Here is a 16,117-nt window from a genome sequence, read left to right as displayed (position 1 = left end):
TTACCCTAGTGCTTGGGGATTCCCCATACTGTCTTAGGATGAGCACGCCTGCGGTCCAATCGCCTGCGCCGTCCATCACCCGTTTATGATCCACCCGTACGTAGGAGAACAGTGCCAGTTAAGGCAACGGACAAGTCGACCGGCAAGAAGAAGAAGCTGGTAATTGTCGAGTCACCGGCCAAGGGCAAGACTATTGCCGGATACCTTGGTGAAGGCTTCGAGGTGACCGCCTCAATGGGCCATATCCGGGACCTTCCCCAGCCGTCTGACCTCCCGGCTGAGCTGAAGAAGTCCTCGCTGGGCAAGTTCGCCGTCGACGTCGAAAAGGACTTCGAGCCCTACTACGTGGTCTCCACGGATAAAAAGAAGAAGGTCGCCGAGCTCAAGGCCGCCCTGAAGGACGCCGACGAGCTCTATCTCGCAACTGACGGTGACCGCGAAGGCGAAGCCATTGCCTGGCACCTGCTCCAGGTGCTCAAGCCCAAGGTTCCGGTGCACCGCCTGACCTTCCCCGAAATCACCAAGGAAGCCATCCAGCGCGCCCTGCTGGAGATGCGCGACGTCGACATCTCGATGGTCGATGCGCAGGAAACCCGTCGCATCCTCGACCGCCTCTACGGGTACGAGATTTCTCCCGTGCTCTGGCGCAAGGTAGCCCGCGGACTCTCCGCCGGCCGCGTGCAGTCCGTCGCGACCCGGCTGGTGGTCGAGCGCGAACGCGAGCGCATGGCCTTCCGCTCCGCCTCCTACTGGGACCTGCTGGGCACCTTCGCCACGGCGTCCTCGGAAACCTTCAAGGCACGCCTGACCTCGGTCGACGGTGCACGGATCGCCACCGGCAAGGACTTCACCGACCGCGGTGAGCTCAAGTCCAAGACTGTCACGCACCTGGATGAAGCGGCCGCCGTCTCCCTGGCAGCCGGCCTCCAGGATGCGTCGTTCACCGTCCGGTCGCTGGAAACCAAGCCGTACACCCGCCGCCCGGCGGCGCCGTTCACCACCTCCACGCTGCAGCAGGAAGCCAGCCGCAAGCTGCGTTTCTCCTCCCGCGTGACCATGCAGGTGGCACAGCGGCTGTATGAAAACGGCTACATCACCTATATGCGTACCGATTCGCCGGCCCTTTCGGACCAGGCGATCAATGCCGCCCGCCGTCAGGCCTCGGAACTGTACGGACCCGAATACGTGCCGGAAGCCCGCCGCGTGTACAAGGGCAAGTCCAAGAACGCGCAGGAAGCCCACGAGGCCATCCGCCCCGCCGGTGACTCCTTCCGCACGCCGGCGCAGGTGGCATCCTCGCTGCGCGGCGACGAATTCAAGCTGTACGAGCTGATCTGGAAGCGCACTGTGGCCTCCCAGATGGCTGATGCCAAGGGTTCGACGGCGTCGGTCAAGCTGGGTGCGGTGTCCGCGGACGGGCGCGACGCCGAGTTCTCGGCCAGCGGTACGGTCATCACCTTCCGGGGCTTCATGGCTGCCTACGAAGAGGGCCATGATGCTTCGCGCAACGAGGAGGACGGCAGCGACGATTCGCGCCTGCCGATCCTGAAGAAGGACGATCCGCTCAGCGCAGCCGACCTGGCTGCCGGCGGCCATGAAACGTCCCCGCCGCCGCGTTTCACCGAAGCTTCGCTGGTGAAGATGCTGGAAGAGCTCGGCATCGGACGGCCTTCGACCTACGCAGCGACCATCTCCACCATCATGGACCGCGGGTACGTCACCACCCGCGGCCAGGCGCTGGTTCCGAGCTGGATCGCGTTCTCCGTGGTGCGCCTGCTGGAGGAGCACTTCACGGATTACGTGGACTACGACTTCACCGCGGAAATGGAAGAGGACCTGGACCGCATTGCCCGCGGCGAAGCCGGCCGCGTGGAGTGGCTGAACCAGTTCTACTACGGCGACCGCGTCGAAACCGGCCTGCACACGATCGTGAACGACCTCGGCGAAATCGATGCGAGGGCAGTGAACTCGATCGAGATTGCTGACGGAATCGTGCTGCGCGTGGGCAAGTTCGGCCCGTACCTGGAGCGCCCGCTGCCTGCGGATGCACCGGAAGGCACCGAGCCGGACCGCGCCAACGTCCCTGAGGACCTGGCTCCGGATGAGCTGACCGCCGAGAAGGCGCTCGAGCTGATGAACAGCGCCGGACCCGAGGAACGCGTCCTGGGCGAAGATCCGGAAACCGGCCGCACGATTGTGGCACGCAACGGCCGCTACGGGCCCTACGTGATTGAACTGATCCCGGAGATGACGGCCGAGGAACTGGCCAACCAGCCGGTGGAATACTACAAGAACGGCAAGCCCAAGCCCCCCAAGAAGCCCGTCAAGGTCAAGCCGCGCACCGGCTCGCTCTTCAAGTCCATGAGCGTTGAGACGGTCACCCTGGAGGAAGCCCTGAAGCTGATGCGGCTTCCGCGCGTGCTCGGGACAGATGCCGAAGGCAATGAGATCACGGTGCAGAACGGCCGGTTCGGTCCCTACCTCAAGAAGGGCACCGACTCCCGCTCGATCGGCTCCGAAGAGGAAATCTTCACCATCACGCTTGAGCAGGCCCTGGAGATTTACTCGCAGCCGAAGCAGCGCGGCGGACGCCAGGCAGCTGCCCCGCTGGCGGAGTTCGGTACCGATCCGGTGTCGGAGAAGCCCGTAGTCGTGAAGGACGGCCGGTTCGGGCCGTACATCACCGACGGGATCACCAACATCACGGTTCCGCGGTCCATGGCCATCGAGGAGCTGACCCGGGAACGGGCACTGGAACTCCTGGCCGAGAAGCGCGAAAAGGGTCCGGCTGCCAAGAAGCCGGTCCGCAAGCGCGCCGCAGCGAAGAAGTAAGCACGTGCCCGCTGCCGTGCACGCCCTCCTGACCCCTCCCCGGGGCCGGGAACGCGTGCGCGGCAACAGCGGCGCGATAATGGAACCATGCGTCTAGGCGTCCTGGATATCGGCTCAAACACCGTCCACCTGCTGCTGGTGGACGCGCACCCCGGTGCCCGGCCCGTTCCGTATGCCTCCCACAAGCGGCCGCTGCAGCTGGTGACCCATCTGGACGACGACGGCGCGATCACGGACGAGGGGCAGCGGCTCCTCGTGGAATTCGTGCTGGAGGCACGTGAGTTCGCCGCCCGGCACCGAGCCCAGGACCTGCTCGCGTTCAGCACCTCAGCCATCCGGGAATCAGCAAACGGGCCCTTGGTGCTGGAACACGTGGAGGAGCAGACCGGCGTCGCCCTTCGGGAGCTGAGCGGACGGCAGGAAGCCTCCATGACCTACCTGGCCGCCAGGCGCTGGTACGGCTGGGGTGCAGGCAGCCTGCTTGACCTGGACATTGGCGGCGGGTCCTTCGAACTGGCGCAGGGACAGGACGAACTGCCCGACGTCGCCGTCTCCGTTCCGCTGGGAGCCGGACGCCTCACCCGGGACTGGCTTCAGACAGACCCGCCCGCACCCCGCCGCGTGGCGGCCCTGCGGGCCTACATCAGGGACACGGTGCAGGACGCGCTGCTGGAATTTCTCCCGTACGGAACGCCGCACGTGGCGACGGGAACCTCGAAGACTTTCCGCTCACTGGCCCGTGTGTGCGGCGCGGCACCCTCGGCGGCCGGCCCCTACGCCAAGCGGAAGCTGCGCCGCAGCGACCTTTCCCAGCTTGTCCAGCGGCTGTCCGGGATGAGCGCTGCCGACATTTCCCGGCTGGACGGCGTCTCGGCGCTGAGGGCTCCCCAGCTGCTGGCCGGAGCCCTGGTCGCGGAGGCCGCCATGGAAGCGTTTGATCTCAAGTCCCTGCGCATCTGCCCCTGGGCGCTGCGCGAGGGGCTGATCCTGCAGCGGTTCGACACGCTGCGTTTCGACACCCCGGGCCCGCTGCCGGCCGGGCCTGAAACATACCCGCAGGAACCGGCCGGGGCGCTGGTCCTGGCTGTTGCCGGTGAATCGAACGGAAGTGCGAGCACAACATGACCCTAACCTCACCAAAGCCTGTCCAACCCGCCTCCAACCTGCCGCGTATCCCGGTGGCGTTGTCCAGTTCCTCGGTCTATCCGCTCTCTGTCCATGACACTTTTGCGGTGGCGCACGACCTCGGATACGACGGGGTGGAGGTGATGGTCACGGGCAGCCAGATCAGCCGGAATCCGGAGACCCTGAAGGACCTGATCGAGCGGTACCGGATGCCGGTGCTCGCGATCCATGCTCCCACCCTGCTGCTGACACAGCAGGTCTGGGGTAAAGCATGGACCAAGATCGAGCTTTCCGCCGCGATGGCCGCCGAAGTCGGGGCGAGCGTCGTGGTGGCGCACCCGCCGTTCCGCTGGCAGACCGGCTATGCCGGAAACTTTGCTGAAGGCGTGCGGCACATTGCCGAGCAGTACGGCGTCACCATTGCGGTGGAGAACATGTATCCGTGGCGGGTCCGCGGCCGGGAGGCCAAGGCGTACCTGCCCCACTGGAACCCGCTTCCGGAACCCTACGAGCATGTGACCTGGGACTTCTCCCATGCTGCGATCGCGGGAATGGACTCCTACGAAGAGATCCGCAGGCTGGGGACCCGGCTGAGCCATGTCCACCTGACCGACGGAACGCCCAACGGCAAGGATGAGCACCTGCTCCCCGGGGAAGGGACACAGCGCTGCGCCGAAGCCCTGCAGTACCTTTCAGAGACGGGGTACACAGGGACCGTGGCCATTGAAGTCAGCACCCGCAAGGCCAAAGAGCCCGGCGAACGGGAAGAAATGCTGCGCCAGACGCTGGAGTTCGCCCGGGTAAACCTGAACCAGGTCGTGGACGAATAACGGCGGAAAGAAGCCCGGAACCGGGCGGTTAAACGAGTGTGTGCCGACGATTGCAACGGGACGGTTGGGGGGAACATCCACGAATCGCCGGCACCACAGGACCGGAAAACCGGCCCTTCATCACTCGCACCTCCAAGAGGCAGTACCCACAATAGGCACCGACGATGTGCAGGAGCATTGAGGAAGCTGGATATTAGCTCCGAATCAGGCGTATTCGGGGCTGCGGGGAGGGCATGAAAGAATCGGGCCATGCCCACTTCTCCCCGAATCTCATTCCTCGGCTGCGGTTCCATGAACGAAGCCATCCTCGGCGGCATCCTCGCCGGAGGCTTCCCCAAGGACCGGGTCACTGCCACCGTCCGCCGCGCCGAACGGGCCGCCGAACTGCGTGTCCGCCATGGGATCACCGTCTTGGCAGGCTCGGAGGACGAAGCCGCCAACCGGAACGCCGCAGCGGAAGCCGACGTGCTGATCGTAGGGGTCAAGCCCGCCGGCGTGCGTGCCATGCTCACCGAGGTGGGACCGGTGCTGAAGCCCGGCGCCGTCGTCGTGAGCGTTGCTGCCGCGGTGCCGCTGGAATTGATGGAAGCCGCCCTGCCGGCCGGGGCCCAGGTCATCCGCACCATGCCCAACACTCCGGCCAAGCTGGGCCGGGGCGTCACCGCGCTGTCCGCCGGAACTGCGGCTGCACCGGCGTCCGTGGAACTGGTGCGCTCGCTCCTGGCGGGAACCGGGCGCGTGGTCCAGGTTCCCGAAGAGCAGATCAACGCCGTAGGTTCAGTCAGCGGATCCGGACCCGCTTACGCTTTCTATCTTGCTGAAGCCATGGCGAAGGCCGGAGCGGAACTGGGGCTCGAGCCGGAGCTGGCGGTCCTGCTTGCCGCCGAAACCCTGGCCGGCGCCGGCGCCATGCTGGCCGAACCCGGAGCCGACGCCGCGGCCCTCCGCAGGGCCGTGACCAGCCCCAACGGGACCACGGAAGCGGCCATCGGAGTCTTCGCGGACCGGGACCTGCCGGGCATCATTGCAGCCGGCATGGCCGCGGCCGCCGAACGCTCTGCAGAAATCACCGGTGAGTTGAACGCCGCTTCCTAGCGGAGGGACCGCCCGCTAGGGGCGCGAGGCGAACCGTTCCAGCAGGTCCACGTGGCCGGAAACGATCAGCACGTCCCGGCTGGAGACCCGGGTGTCCGCCTGGGCGTAGGTGAAGTCCTCGCCCGGGGACTTCACCCCGACGATCGTGACCCCGTATTTGGACCGCACGTTGGACTCGCGCAGGGTGAATCCCTGGGTCTCCTTGGGCGGGTACATCTTGACAATTGCGAAGTCGTCGTCGAACTCGATGAAGTCCAGCATCCGGCCGCCCACCAGGTGTGCGGCCCGCTGGCCCGCATCGGCCTCCGGGTAAATCACGTGGTTGGCGCCGATCCGGGTCAGGATCTTGCCGTGGGCGGGCGTGATCGCCTTGACCCACAGGTGCTCGATGCCCAGATCCACCAGGTTCACGGTAATCAGCACGCTGGACTCGATTGACGTGCCCACGCCCACGACGGCGGCGGAGAAGTCCTGCGCGCCGAGCTGCTTCAGCGCGTCAATGTTGGTCGCATCCGCCTGGACCACGTGGGTGAGCTTTCCCGAGGCCTTCTGCACCAGGTCCGGGTCCCGCTCGATCGCCAGGACTTCCCGGCCCTGCTTCACCAGCTGCTCGGCGGTGGCAGAACCGAAGCGTCCCAGCCCAATAACCAGGACGGGGGCGTTGTGCGGCGGTCTCTCAGCCAATGATGGGCCTTTCCTCGGGGTAGTGGTACAACGGCTTGCGTTGCCGCAGCGCCAGGGCGGCGGCCAGGGTGATGGTGCCCACGCGCCCGGCGAACATCAGGCCGGCCAGGATGTACTTGCCAGACGGCGGCAGCTCGGGACTGAGCCCAACACTTAGTCCTACGGTAGCGAAGGCAGAGATCACTTCGAACAGTACCGGCTGCAGGGTTTCGTCCGTGACGACCAGCAGCCCGATGGTAGCCATCGCCACCATGGTTGCGCCCAGGATCACCACGGAAATGGCCACGCGCAGGGCACCGGCCGGGATGTTCCGTCCGAAGGCGCGGACGTCCGTGTCACCGCGGGCCTCGGCAACGATGGCCAGGAAGATCACGGCAATGGTGGTCACCTTGATGCCGCCGGCCGTCGATGCGGAGCCGCCGCCGGCGAACATCAGCATGTCCGTGATGAGAAGGGTGGAGGCGTCCTGGTCCGCCATGTCCACCAGGCTGAAGCCGCCCGAACGCATCATCACGGAGGCGAACAGGGCGTGCAGGATCTTCTCTCCGACGCCCATCCCGGCAATGGTGCGCTGGTTGAACCATTCGAAAACCGCCCAGAGCAGCGTGCCGGCAACCAACAGGATCAGTGACATCAGCACCGTGAGCTTGGTGTGCAGGTTCCAACCCCGGGCCCGCAGCCGGCTCTGCAGCAGGACCATGATGACCGGGAAGCCCAGGCTGCCAATGAAGACGCCGACCATGATCGGCACCAGGACCCACAGGTCATATTCGTACGGCACCAAACCGTCCGAGTGCGGCGTGAACCCGGCGTTGTTGAAGGAGGAGACGGCGTAAAAGACGGCGTGCCAAATCGCCTGTCCCGGTGACTCGCCCAAGATCATGAACCGGGGTGCCAGCACAGCGGCCAGCGCGAGTTCAATCAGCACCGTGGTGCTGACAACGATCCGCAGCAGGTTGCCGACCTCGCCCAGGCGGCCGGTGTTCATGCCTTCCTGTGCGATCAGCTTGCCGCGCAGGCCCAGACGCCGGTTCACGGCCAGTGCCAGCAGTGAAGCCATGGTCAGGATGCCCAGGCCGCCCACCTGGATAGCCACCAGAATGAGTACCTGGCCGAACGCGGACCAGTGGGTTGCCGTGGACACCACGGTCAGCCCGGTGACGCAGACGGCCGAAACAGCCGTGAACAACGCATCATGCAGGGCGGTGGCCTGCCCCGAGGAGGACGCCACGGGCAGTGCCAGGAGGGCCGTGAACAACAGGATGACAAGGGAAAAGACGATCAGGGCCAGCCGCGCCGGGGACGAGTTGGCCACGGCGTCTATGAAGTCCCGGGCTGCAACTACCAAGCCGAGGGGGCGGCGCAGGTTGGTCTGCCGCGTCAGCTGAGGATCGGATGCCATGGGTAGAAAAGTCCAGTTCTGTGCGCGGTGGTCCTGAATAGGTAGTAAACCACTTAACCCTGCCGCCGGCGTTGCGGGACGCGGGGGCCGCATCGCGTAGCCTGTGAGCATGACCACTTCCGGGCTGAGCCTCCCCGCGATTCCAACACGCATCGTGTGGGACGAGTCGATGATGGGCTACAACTTTGGGCCAAACCATCCCATGAGTCCGCTCCGCCTGGACCTCACTGCCCGGCTCGCGAAGGAACTGGGAATCTTCGACCTCCCGCAGGTGAGCCTGACCGATTCGTTCGTCGCAAGCGACTCCCAGCTGGCCCGGGTCCATCTGCCCGAATACGTTGCCGCCGTGCGTGACGTCAGCCGGAATCCCGGGCAGGTAAATGAACCGCTGGGACTGGGTACCGAAGACGACCCGGCCTTTGAGGGCATGCACGAAGCCAGCGCCAGGCTCTTTGGAGGATCGCTGGCAGCGGCGGAAGCGGTGCTGTCCGGCGAAGCGCTGCACGCAGTGAACTTCAGCGGAGGAATGCACCACGCCGCGGCCGGCAAGGCCTCCGGGTTCTGCATCTACAACGACGCCGCTGCCGCCGTCGACCGTTTCCTTGCTGCCGGCTATACCCGAGTCCTCTACATCGACGTCGACGCGCACCACGGTGACGGCACGCAGTCGATCTTCTGGAACGACCCGCGCGTCATGACCATTTCCCTGCACGAGACAGGGCTTTCGCTTTTCCCGGGCACGGGATTCGCCAACGAAGCCGGGGGACCGGACGCGCCGGGCACAGCGGTGAACGTGGCCCTGCCGCCGGGCACCTCGGACGCCGGCTGGCTCCGGGCCTTCCACGCCGTCGTCCCGCAGCTCACCGGTGCCTTTGAGCCGCAGGTGATCATCAGCCAGCACGGCTGCGACGGACACCGGGACGACCCGCTGTCCAACCTGCGGCTTTCCGTGGATACCCAGCGGCAGGCAGCGCTGAGCATTTCCGGGCTGGCCGACCAGTTCAGCGAAGGCCGCTGGGTAGCCACCGGCGGTGGCGGCTACAACGTTGCGAGTGTGGTTCCGCGGTCCTGGGCCCTGCTGCTGGCAGTGGCTGCGAACCACCGAATGCCGGTGACGACGCCGGTTCCGGCCGCCTGGCGCGACTACGTCCGGGAACGGCACGGCATCGATACCCCGCAGGCGATGGGGGACGGCGTGGACATGTGGTGGCGGTCCTGGGAAGTCGGCTACGACCCCAATGACGACATTGACCGGACTGTCATGGCCACCCGCAAGGAGATCTTCCCGCTCCACGGACTGGACCCCTGGTTCGACTAGTCCGCTGCACGTCCCGATGGCGGGAAGGCCGCCGGGGGCATGTACCGCTAAGGTAATGCCTATGGTCATTGACGATGTATTCGCTGTCATCGCGGAAGGCACCCGGCGTGAAATCCTCGGTGCCCTCCGTGGCGGGGACAAATCCGTTGGAACGCTGGTTGAAGAACTGGAGGTCAGCCAGCCCACGGTGTCGAAGCACCTGAAGGTCCTGCGCGAGGCCGGCCTTGTCACCATGCGCGCTGACGGCCAGCGCCGTTACTACGCGCTGAAGACGGCCCCCCTCGATGAAGTAGTACTATGGCTAAGCGCATTTGATCTGCCATCACTTACCGCCGCCCAGCCCACCACTCCGCGTCTGGCCGGCGTCGCCGCCGGGCTGGAGACAGCCGAAACACGCGGCGGCCGGTCCCTGTTTGCCGGACGCCCAGCGTCCGAGGCAGGCCGGCAAACCGCTGCCGCTGCCGTGGCAGCGCAGCTGCCGCCGGGGGCCGCCGAGCACCTTTCGGCATCCGACGCCAGCGTCCAGCAGCAGCTTGGCCGCACCGTCGGCCGCGCCGCGGAACGCGCCGCTGATCTGCTGGGTTCACTGCCCAAGTTCCGTCGCCGTCGCCCCTAGACGGCATCCCGCACCGGTCCTGGATCGCGCACAGGCACCAATCGGTCTAGCGTATTAAGCGGGAGGGGATCACCAAAGGAGCAACACATGGACGCAACTCTTACGCGCGTGCGCGACGAAGTATTCCGCCGCAATCCCGGCGAAACCGAATTCCACCAAGCGGTGGTCGAAGTCTTCGAATCCCTCGAACCGGTGCTGCGCAAGCATCCCGAGTTCGGCGAAGCCGCCATCCTGCAGCGTATCTGCGAACCCGAGCGGCAGATTATCTTCCGGGTCCCATGGGTCGACGACGCCGGACATGTGCGCATCAACCGCGGCTTCCGCGTCGAGTTCAATTCCGCGCTTGGCCCGTACAAGGGCGGGCTCCGCTTCCATCCGTCCGTCTATCTGGGCATCGTCAAGTTCCTCGGCTTCGAGCAGATCTTCAAGAACGCACTGACCGGCATGCCCATCGGCGGCGGCAAGGGCGGCTCCGACTTCGATCCCCGGGGCAAGTCCGACGCCGAAGTCATGCGGTTCTGCCAGTCCTTTATGACCGAGCTGTACCGCCACATCGGGGAATACACCGACGTCCCCGCCGGTGACATCGGGGTGGGCGGCCGGGAAATCGGTTACCTCTTTGGGCAGTACAAGCGCATTACGAACCGTTACGAGTCCGGCGTCCTCACCGGCAAGGGAGTGAGCTGGGGCGGGTCCCTGGTCCGTCCCGAAGCAACCGGCTACGGCGCGGTGATGTTCGTCGAGGAGATGCTCAAGACGCGGAGCCTCAGCCTGGACGGCCAGCGGGTCATCGTCTCCGGTTCCGGGAACGTGGCCATTAACGCCATTGCGAAGGCGCAGTCGCTGGGCGGCAAGGTCATTGCCTGCTCGGACTCCGGCGGCTATGTCGTGGACGAAGCGGGCATTGATGTTCCGCTGCTGCGCCAGATCAAGGAACACGAACGAGGCCGCATCTCCGAGTACGCAGCGCGCAGGGGCAGCGGAGTTTCCTACGTGGCCGGCGGATCCGTCTGGGACGCCGGTGCGAACGTCGCCCTTCCGTGCGCCACCCAAAACGAGCTGGGCGAACATGACGCCGCCTCGCTGGTCAAGTCGGGTGTTGTCGCCGTGGCCGAGGGAGCGAACATGCCGTGCACCCCGAAGGCAATCGAGGTGTTCCAGGAAGCGAACGTCCTCTTCGGTCCGGGCAAGGCTGCCAACGCCGGCGGCGTTGCCACGTCTGCGCTGGAAATGCAGCAGAACGCCAGCCGCGATGCCTGGTCCTTTGAACACACCGAACAGCGGCTGAGCCAAATCATGGTGAACATCCATGACCGGTGCGCGGAAACGGCGGAAGAATACGGGGCTCCCGGCAACTACGTCGTGGGCGCCAACATCGGCGGCTTCGTCAAGGTCGCCGACGCGATGCTGGCGCTCGGCGTCATCTAGTCAACCGCGGCCGCATCCAGCCCCGGGCTCCCGCTGAGAGGGGCATAGGCCGAGAGCAGCCGGACATGCTCCGGCTTGAGGTCGGCGATGCGGTCCACCCCCATGAGCGCCAGCGTGCGGGCGGCCTGGGTGGAGAGGATCTCGATGGTCCTGTCCACTCCGGCCCGCCCGCCGGCCATCAGTCCGTACAGGTAGGCGCGGCCTATCAGCGTGAAGTCGGCACCCAGGGCGAGAGCAGCGACGATGTCCCCGCCGCTCATGATCCCGGTGTCCAGGATGATGCTGGTTTTCCCCTTGAGCTCGGCAGCAATCTCGGGGAGCAGATGCAGGGGAATGGGAGCGCGGTCCAGCTGGCGTCCTCCGTGGTTGGACACAACGATGCCGTCCGCCCCGTAATCGACGGCCTTGCGGGCGTCCTCCAGGGTCTGGATCCCCTTCACCACCAGGTTCCCCTTCCAGGTCCGGCGGAGCCACTCGAGATCATCGAAGGTCAAGGTGGGGTCGAACATGGAATTGATCAGGTCCGCGACGGTGCCGGAGTACCGGTTCAGGCTGGCGAAGGACAGCGGCTCGTGCGTCAGGAAGTTGAACCACCAGGCCGGCCGGTAGGACGCATCCAGCACGGTCTTGAGTGTCAGCGCCGGAGGGATGGTCATGCCGTTGCGCACGTCGCGGAGGCGTTCACCGGCGACGGCGGTGTCCACGGTGACCATCAGCGTGTCGAATCCGGCTGCTGCCGCGCGGTCGATCAGTTCCCTGGACTTCTGCCGGTCCGTCCAGAGGTAGAGCTGGAACCAGTTACGTCCATCCGGTGCTGCCGCTGCGACGTCCTCGATGGACGCCGTGCCCATGGTGGAGAGCGTGTAAGGGATCCCTGCCGCCGCTGCAGCCTGCGATCCGGCGTATTCACCCTCCGACTGCATCATGCGTGTGAACCCCGTGGGTGCAATTCCGAAGGGAAGGGCAGAGGTGCGGCCCATCACGGTCGTGGAAAGGTCCACAGTTTCGACGTTCCGCAGTACTCCGGGCCGGAACTCGACGTTGGTGAACGCCTCCCGGGCACGCCGCAGCGTGATTTCTGATTCGGCGGCGCCGTCGGTGTAGTCAAACGGCGCCTTGGGCGTGCGCCGCTTCGCCAGGTCCCGCAGGTCCCAGATGGTGCTCGCCCGGCGCAGCTTTGCAGCTGCTCCCAGCTGAGGTTTCTTGAACTGCATCAGGGGAGCGAGGTCGTGGACGCGGGGGACACGGCGGGTCAGGGCCGGAGGTTTGTTACTCAAGGGGGCAACGCCTTTCGAAGCATTCTGCTCTGGAATCATTGAGACTACGGAGCGGCGTGCGGGCCTGACAAGGCATGTTCACGAAGCGGGCGGAGAGGCGGGCGGCAGCGTCACAATCCAGGCCGGCGGGCGCCCGGCTTGCCAAGCAGCGCGGCCTGGGCCTACCGTCTAGGCATGACTAACCGTTGGTATGCGTATTTTTCGTTGGCTCTGGAGGAGCCCGCGCGATAATTCGCTGACGCCAACCTTCAGAGCCACCAGGGCAGGGGATTATTCCCTTGCCCTTCGCCATATCCGGCGGGGTCTGAAGAGAAGTCCCGCCGGCCTCACACACGGATAACGGGACCATGAACCTCACCAGCACAAAACATTCAAACCGTACGTCGGACCTGCGGGTCAGCGAGTTCCTCCCGCTGCCGGCACCCGCCGATCTCCTGGCTGAACTGCCGCTCACCGACGAGCTTGCCGGCGTCGTGAGCCGGGGGCGCGAAGACATCCGTGCCGTACTCAACGGGGCCGATGACCGGCTCCTTGTGATCGTAGGGCCCTGCTCGATCCACGATCCGGTGGCCGGGCTGGAGTACGCTGCACGCCTTGCCGCTGCCGCCGAAGAGCACCGGTCCGATCTTCTCGTGGTGCTGCGGGCCTACTTCGAAAAGCCGCGCACCACAGTGGGATGGAAAGGGCTGATCAACGATCCCCGCCTGGACGGCAGCCATGACATCGCCACCGGGCTGTTCGCCGCGCGGCGCTTCCTCATCGCGGCTGCGGAACTCGGCCTGCCCACCGGGACAGAATTCCTGGAACCCATCAGCCCCCAGTACGTCGCCGACCTGGTGTCGTGGGGAGCAATCGGAGCCCGGACCACCGAGAGCCAGATCCACCGGCAGCTGGTCTCCGGGCTGTCCATGCCGGTCGGCTTCAAGAACGGAACCGACGGTTCGCTGCAGATCGCCGTGGACGCGTGCGATGCCGCGTCCGCTCCGCAGTCATTCCTGGGGATCGACGGCGCAGGACGGGCATCAATGGTCCGTACCGCCGGGAATCCCGACACGCACCTCATCCTCCGCGGCGGCAGCTCCGGGCCGAACTACTCCGCCCCGGATGTGCTTGCGGCATCCGAAACCCTGGCCGGCAAGGGCCTTAACCCGCGCCTAATCGTGGACGCCAGCCACGCCAACAGCGGCAAGAACCATCACCGCCAGGCAGAAGTGGCACTGGAACTGGCCGCCACGCTGGAATCCGGCCACGATGCACGGCACAGGCTCGCAGGCGTCATGCTGGAGAGCTTCCTGGTGGGCGGCGCGCAGCCGCACGACAGCGAGAACCCCCGCCCGCTGACCTACGGGCAAAGCATCACGGACAAGTGCATGGACTGGGATACGTCGGCTGTCATTCTCGAGGCGCTGGCAGCAGCCTCCCGGCGCCGTCGCACCGGAGCCTGAAGCCGTGCTGCAGTCCTGCACCGGCGCCGGCCGCGGACCGCGGGAGCAAGCGGAAGAAACATCGCGGAAAGGGACCGTCTTTCAGCGGAAAAACTTCCACTATGGTTACTTCAGCCACTAGAGTAGAGTGCTAGACGGTCATCAGATGGTCATCAAGGCGACACGCCGCCGATGTTCGACGAGACGGGATTGCGCTCCTTGCGCTTCGCCCCTCCAGTCGGACTGGACGCAAGTTGCTTCCGAACGAAGGAACAAGAGATAAATGGCAGACGAGAGCAATTTCTCGGACGTGCGGTTTCTGACGGTGTCAGAGGTCGCGGATGTCATGCGTGTGTCCAAGATGACCGTTTACCGGCTGGTGCACTCCGGAGAACTTCCGGCAGTCCGGTTCGGACGGTCCTACCGGGTTCCGGAATCTGCGGTGCAGCAGGTTCTGCGCAACGCGGTGATCGACCGCCGGACGGGCACCGCTTAGGCATCACCCGAAACGGGTGCCAGGGTGCAAACGGCGCTGTCCGGAAAGACAGCGTGGAAGCGGTACCCTGTTAAGGAACGTTTCAATCATGGCTAGTATCTGCCGGAACCGTTGACGGCGGGCCGCCCAGGCCCCCTGATCCAGGAACCGGCATGGCTCCTAATTCAAGTTTGTGAGGACTCTGTGGGTTCAGTTATTAAGAAGCGCCGCAAGCGTATGGCTAAGAAGAAGCACCGTAAGCTGCTTCGCAAGACCCGTCACCAGCGCCGCAACAAGAAGTAGATTCTTCTTTAGCGCCGCAGAAGCCCGCCGTCCGGTTCAGGACTTGGCGGGCTTCAGCTTTTTAAGACCTGCGCGGGGACGGACCTAGCGGGAACGGACCCAGGAAAAGCCGCGCCACAATCCGTAGGCTGCCCCGGCAGCCGAAGCCGTCTTAAGGCCGAGCGTGGCGGCACGGCGTCCGGACCGGAAATCATAGACGGGCCAGTTGTGATCGCGGGCGTGCCGGCGGAGGCGCGCGTCAGGATTGATCGCCACAGGATGGCCCACCAACGTCAGCAGCGGCACGTCGTTGAAGGAATCGCTGTAGGCCCAGCAGCGGGAGAGATCCAGTCCCTCCTGCTCGGCGAGGGCACGGACGCCTTCTGCCTTGGCCGGACCGTGCAGGAATTCACCGACCAGCCGGCCGGTGTAGAGGCCGTCGGCCACCTCGCTGACAGTCCCCAGGGCTCCTGTCAGTGACAGCCGGCTGGCAATCACCGATGCCACTTCCACCGGCGTTCCCGTGACCAGCCACACCGGCCGGCCCGCCTTCATATGCTGTTCGGTCAGTGCGCGGGTGCCGGGCCAGATCTTCGAAACGATCATTTCGTCGTAGACCTCTTCGCCGAGGGTACGGACGTCCTCGGCTGCCAGTCCCGTTGCGAAGGCCAGGGCTGCGTCACGGACGCTGTGAACGTCCTTGAGGTTCTCGCCCTTCAGCATGAAGCGCAGCTGCTTGTACGCGAAACCGCCGGCCTCCCGAAGGGTGAAGACCCCCCGCTGGTGCATCTTGCGCGCCACATGGAACAGGCTGGCACCGCGCATAAGGGTATTGTCGACGTCGAAAAAAGCCGCTTCTCCCGGAGTTCCTGCCGCAGCCGGATAATCGGTGGCTCGGACGGCAGTGGATCGGGGCATAGCTCGAGTCTACTGAAAAACCCGCTTGTTCCACGGACATGGGTCCGTGCAGGCTAAGTTGGAAGTCATGAATGGTGTACCAACGTCCGCGCCGGTTCCGGAGGTCCTGCTGCTGACGCGCCCGGGCTGCCACCTGTGCGAGGCGGCCCGGAAGGTTCTGGACCGGGTGTGCGGCGATTTCGGCGTTCCGTGGCAGGAACGCTCTATTGACGGTGACCCCGACTACCTTGCCCGTTTCTCCGAGGAGGTCCCGGTCCTGATGATCAACGGAATCCAGCGGGACTTCTGGCACATTGATGAAGCCCGGCTGCGCCGGCTGCTGGCGTCATAACCGGGGGAGACGGAAGAAGTCCGTGGAGGAGGAGAACACTTGGAGAGCCCCGAGGAGCGGCCCTAGAGTGGGCAAGTACC

General features: G+C 65.4%; 15 protein-coding genes. 11 read left to right on the top strand and 4 right to left on the bottom strand.

Features of this window, described 5'->3' with window-relative positions; translation table 11 throughout:
- Positions 1-111: 111 nt before the first annotated feature.
- From topA to proC, 4 genes are all read left to right on the top strand, one after another.
- Positions 112-2,832 carry a type I DNA topoisomerase gene (topA, locus tag NF551_RS13825; protein ID WP_227894090.1) on the top strand — a complete coding sequence of 907 codons (2,721 nt, stop codon included), beginning with the start codon at positions 112-114 and terminating at the stop codon, positions 2,830-2,832.
- Between the two features lie 87 nt (positions 2,833-2,919).
- Complete coding sequence (locus NF551_RS13820; RefSeq protein ID WP_227894091.1) at positions 2,920-3,957, top strand: Ppx/GppA family phosphatase; 1,038 nt, start codon at positions 2,920-2,922, stop codon at positions 3,955-3,957.
- Positions 3,954-4,787 (top strand): sugar phosphate isomerase/epimerase family protein, encoded by an 834-nt coding sequence (locus tag NF551_RS13815; protein ID WP_227894092.1) that lies wholly within the window; start codon positions 3,954-3,956, stop codon positions 4,785-4,787. Before NF551_RS13820 ends, NF551_RS13815 begins: the two co-directional genes overlap by 4 nt.
- Positions 4,788-5,036: 249 nt before the next feature.
- On the top strand, positions 5,037-5,882 hold the full coding sequence (gene proC, locus NF551_RS13810) for a pyrroline-5-carboxylate reductase (RefSeq protein WP_227894093.1): 846 nt from the start codon (positions 5,037-5,039) through the stop codon (positions 5,880-5,882).
- 15 nt (positions 5,883-5,897) lie between these two features.
- On the opposite strand, the gene NF551_RS13805 is transcribed toward proC, so the two are convergent.
- Positions 5,898-6,566 (bottom strand): potassium channel family protein, encoded by a 669-nt coding sequence (locus NF551_RS13805; RefSeq protein ID WP_227894094.1) that lies wholly within the window; start codon positions 6,564-6,566, stop codon positions 5,898-5,900.
- A complete protein-coding gene (locus tag NF551_RS13800; RefSeq protein ID WP_227894095.1) occupies positions 6,559-7,968 on the bottom strand; it encodes a TrkH family potassium uptake protein in 1,410 nt (469 codons plus the stop codon). Before NF551_RS13800 ends, NF551_RS13805 begins: the two co-directional genes overlap by 8 nt.
- Positions 7,969-8,077: 109 nt before the next feature.
- On the opposite strand from NF551_RS13800, the gene NF551_RS13795 reads away from it, so the two are divergent.
- The 3 genes from NF551_RS13795 to gdhA all read left to right on the top strand — a co-directional run bounded on the left by NF551_RS13795 (position 8,078) and on the right by gdhA (position 11,330).
- Complete coding sequence (locus NF551_RS13795; RefSeq protein ID WP_227894096.1) at positions 8,078-9,286, top strand: acetoin utilization protein AcuC; 1,209 nt, start codon at positions 8,078-8,080, stop codon at positions 9,284-9,286.
- A 61-nt stretch (positions 9,287-9,347) separates the two neighbouring features.
- Complete coding sequence (locus NF551_RS13790) at positions 9,348-9,902, top strand: ArsR/SmtB family transcription factor (RefSeq protein ID WP_227894097.1); 555 nt, start codon at positions 9,348-9,350, stop codon at positions 9,900-9,902.
- 87 nt (positions 9,903-9,989) lie between these two features.
- Positions 9,990-11,330, top strand: coding sequence for an NADP-specific glutamate dehydrogenase (gene gdhA / locus NF551_RS13785; RefSeq protein WP_227894098.1), 1,341 nt, complete (start codon positions 9,990-9,992; stop codon positions 11,328-11,330).
- Here the strand turns inward: gdhA and NF551_RS13780 are convergent.
- Positions 11,327-12,544, bottom strand: coding sequence for an alpha-hydroxy acid oxidase (locus NF551_RS13780; RefSeq protein ID WP_331460401.1), 1,218 nt, complete (start codon positions 12,542-12,544; stop codon positions 11,327-11,329). The genes gdhA and NF551_RS13780 overlap by 4 nt on opposite strands.
- 410 nt (positions 12,545-12,954) lie before the next feature.
- On the opposite strand from NF551_RS13780, the gene NF551_RS13775 reads away from it, so the two are divergent.
- The 3 genes from NF551_RS13775 (at position 12,955) to NF551_RS13765 (ending at position 14,809) form a co-directional block, all read left to right on the top strand.
- Positions 12,955-14,052: a 3-deoxy-7-phosphoheptulonate synthase gene (locus tag NF551_RS13775; protein ID WP_227894100.1), complete on the top strand. Its 1,098-nt coding sequence runs from the start codon at positions 12,955-12,957 to the stop codon at positions 14,050-14,052.
- A 262-nt stretch (positions 14,053-14,314) separates the two neighbouring features.
- Entirely contained in the window at positions 14,315-14,527 is a 213-nt protein-coding gene (locus tag NF551_RS13770; protein WP_227894101.1) for a helix-turn-helix domain-containing protein, read from the top strand.
- Between the two features lie 183 nt (positions 14,528-14,710).
- Positions 14,711-14,809 (top strand): 30S ribosomal protein bS22, encoded by a 99-nt coding sequence (locus NF551_RS13765; protein ID WP_003792170.1) that lies wholly within the window; start codon positions 14,711-14,713, stop codon positions 14,807-14,809.
- Between the two features lie 84 nt (positions 14,810-14,893).
- Here the strand turns inward: NF551_RS13765 and NF551_RS13760 are convergent, their stop codons facing one another.
- Positions 14,894-15,706 (bottom strand): HAD family hydrolase, encoded by an 813-nt coding sequence (locus NF551_RS13760; RefSeq protein ID WP_227894102.1) that lies wholly within the window; start codon positions 15,704-15,706, stop codon positions 14,894-14,896.
- A 67-nt stretch (positions 15,707-15,773) separates the two neighbouring features.
- Between NF551_RS13760 and NF551_RS13755 the strand changes: the two genes are divergently transcribed.
- Entirely contained in the window at positions 15,774-16,037 is a 264-nt protein-coding gene (locus NF551_RS13755) for a glutaredoxin family protein (RefSeq protein WP_227894103.1), read from the top strand.
- Positions 16,038-16,117 lie beyond the last annotated feature (80 nt).

This window comes from Arthrobacter caoxuetaonis (genome assembly GCF_023921125.1).
GTDB classification, from domain to species: Bacteria; Actinomycetota; Actinomycetes; order Actinomycetales; family Micrococcaceae; genus Arthrobacter_B; species Arthrobacter_B caoxuetaonis.
The sequence above is the reverse complement of the archived record's forward strand: the minus strand, read 5'-3'. Positions and strand labels throughout refer to the sequence as shown.

Coding starts and splice junctions, on each gene's coding strand:
- NF551_RS13790 (WP_227894097.1), top strand. CDS start 9,348: ATGGTCATTGACGATGTATTCGCTGTCATCGCGGAAGGCACCCGGCGT.
- NF551_RS13820 (WP_227894091.1), top strand. CDS start 2,920: ATGCGTCTAGGCGTCCTGGATATCGGCTCAAACACCGTCCACCTGCTG.
- NF551_RS13815 (WP_227894092.1), top strand. CDS start 3,954: ATGACCCTAACCTCACCAAAGCCTGTCCAACCCGCCTCCAACCTGCCG.
- proC (WP_227894093.1), top strand. CDS start 5,037: ATGCCCACTTCTCCCCGAATCTCATTCCTCGGCTGCGGTTCCATGAAC.
- NF551_RS13800 (WP_227894095.1), bottom strand. CDS start 7,968: ATGGCATCCGATCCTCAGCTGACGCGGCAGACCAACCTGCGCCGCCCC.
- NF551_RS13755 (WP_227894103.1), top strand. CDS start 15,774: ATGAATGGTGTACCAACGTCCGCGCCGGTTCCGGAGGTCCTGCTGCTG.
- gdhA (WP_227894098.1), top strand. CDS start 9,990: ATGGACGCAACTCTTACGCGCGTGCGCGACGAAGTATTCCGCCGCAAT.
- NF551_RS13795 (WP_227894096.1), top strand. CDS start 8,078: ATGACCACTTCCGGGCTGAGCCTCCCCGCGATTCCAACACGCATCGTG.
- NF551_RS13775 (WP_227894100.1), top strand. CDS start 12,955: ATGAACCTCACCAGCACAAAACATTCAAACCGTACGTCGGACCTGCGG.
- NF551_RS13780 (WP_331460401.1), bottom strand. CDS start 12,544: ATGCAGTTCAAGAAACCTCAGCTGGGAGCAGCTGCAAAGCTGCGCCGG.
- NF551_RS13760 (WP_227894102.1), bottom strand. CDS start 15,706: ATGCCCCGATCCACTGCCGTCCGAGCCACCGATTATCCGGCTGCGGCA.
- NF551_RS13770 (WP_227894101.1), top strand. CDS start 14,315: ATGGCAGACGAGAGCAATTTCTCGGACGTGCGGTTTCTGACGGTGTCA.